General features: G+C 25.9%; 3 protein-coding genes. All 3 read right to left on the bottom strand.

Going from position 1 to position 1,075, the window contains the following annotated elements; translation table 11 throughout:
- The coding region (locus ON17_RS01940; RefSeq protein WP_040849690.1) for a hypothetical protein at window positions 1-249 on the bottom strand (249 nt) is incomplete at its 3' end.
- 141 nt (window positions 250-390) lie between these two features.
- Window positions 391-753 carry a hypothetical protein gene (locus ON17_RS01945; RefSeq protein WP_017191825.1) on the bottom strand — a complete coding sequence of 121 codons (363 nt, stop codon included), beginning with the start codon at window positions 751-753 and terminating at the stop codon, window positions 391-393.
- A 39-nt stretch (window positions 754-792) separates the two neighbouring features.
- Window positions 793-1,075: thioredoxin family protein (locus ON17_RS01950; RefSeq protein ID WP_017191826.1), on the bottom strand; the 283-nt coding region annotated here is incomplete at its 5' end.

Here is a 1,075-nt window from a genome sequence, read left to right on the forward strand (position 1 = left end):
ACTATTACAAAAGCTTGAATTAACTTTATCAAAATTTTGTTTAAATTCCACTTTAGTGTCATCTAAATTAGAATGAAGTTTATCGGCGGAATTGTCAACTTTTTCAAAATCTTGTTGAAGTACCGCTTTAGTGTCATCAAAATCTTGTTTAATGTATAAAAAAATAATTATACCTATAACAATCAGTAACACAATAAAACCAAAAAACTTGAATAATACTTTTTGATTGTTTTTTATTTGTTTCAACATTTTTTTTGTTTTTCCTTTCTTGATGATGATTTTCTTACCCATAAAGAAGGGGTAAAAAAGGAGTTCTAAGAAATTTTACCCCTTCTTTATGGGTAAGAACAATTTTGGTTAAATGATTTAAACAAGAATAACTAATCTTGCTTAATTATTCTTATTCTTTAATTTAAAATATCCATCGGTTTTTAATTCTTTAATTGTAAAACCAACATCTGTTAATTCCTTAGCCGTATATTCAGCTACGAATAATTCTAATACTGTATATCCAGCTACTTTTAAATCTTCGGCTGTATATCCAGCGGTTCTTAATTCTTTAGCTGTAAATCCAGCTTCTTTTAATTCCTTAGCTGTAAATCCACCATAAGATAATTCTTCTGCTGTATAACCAATATCTTTTAATTCATCAATTGTATATCCAACATCTGTTGATATCATAGGTGCACATCCAGCATCTATTAATTCTTGAAGTGTACTAACATCTATTAATTTTTTCAATTTTTTAGACATGTAAATCTCCTTTTATTGAATTTTTATTTAATTATTTTTTTAAAGCTCCTCGTTTGGTAAAGAAATATTCTTTTTTAAGAAAGCATCTATCATATCCAGCCTTACTTCCTTTAAAATAGCGCCTGTTTTATTGTTAATTAAAGCTGGTACTTTTTTAATATTATATTTACTCACTAGTTGATTAAATGTTTCAGAATGAAGCATCTGTGGTCTATTAATAATTTGAATGTGTTTTAAATATTGTGGATATACTTTGTATAAGATGTTTTTTAATTGATCACAATTAGCACAATTATCTAAAGTTAATAAAAATATTTTTTGT

Source organism: Poinsettia branch-inducing phytoplasma str. JR1, assembly GCF_000309465.1.
GTDB lineage: Bacteria > Bacillota_I > Bacilli_A > Acholeplasmatales > Acholeplasmataceae > Phytoplasma > Phytoplasma pruni.

Bases quoted from the DNA above. Each gene is read 5' to 3' on its own strand.
- ON17_RS01945 (WP_017191825.1), bottom strand. From the start codon at position 753: ATGTCTAAAAAATTGAAAAAATTAATAGATGTTAGTACACTTCAAGAA.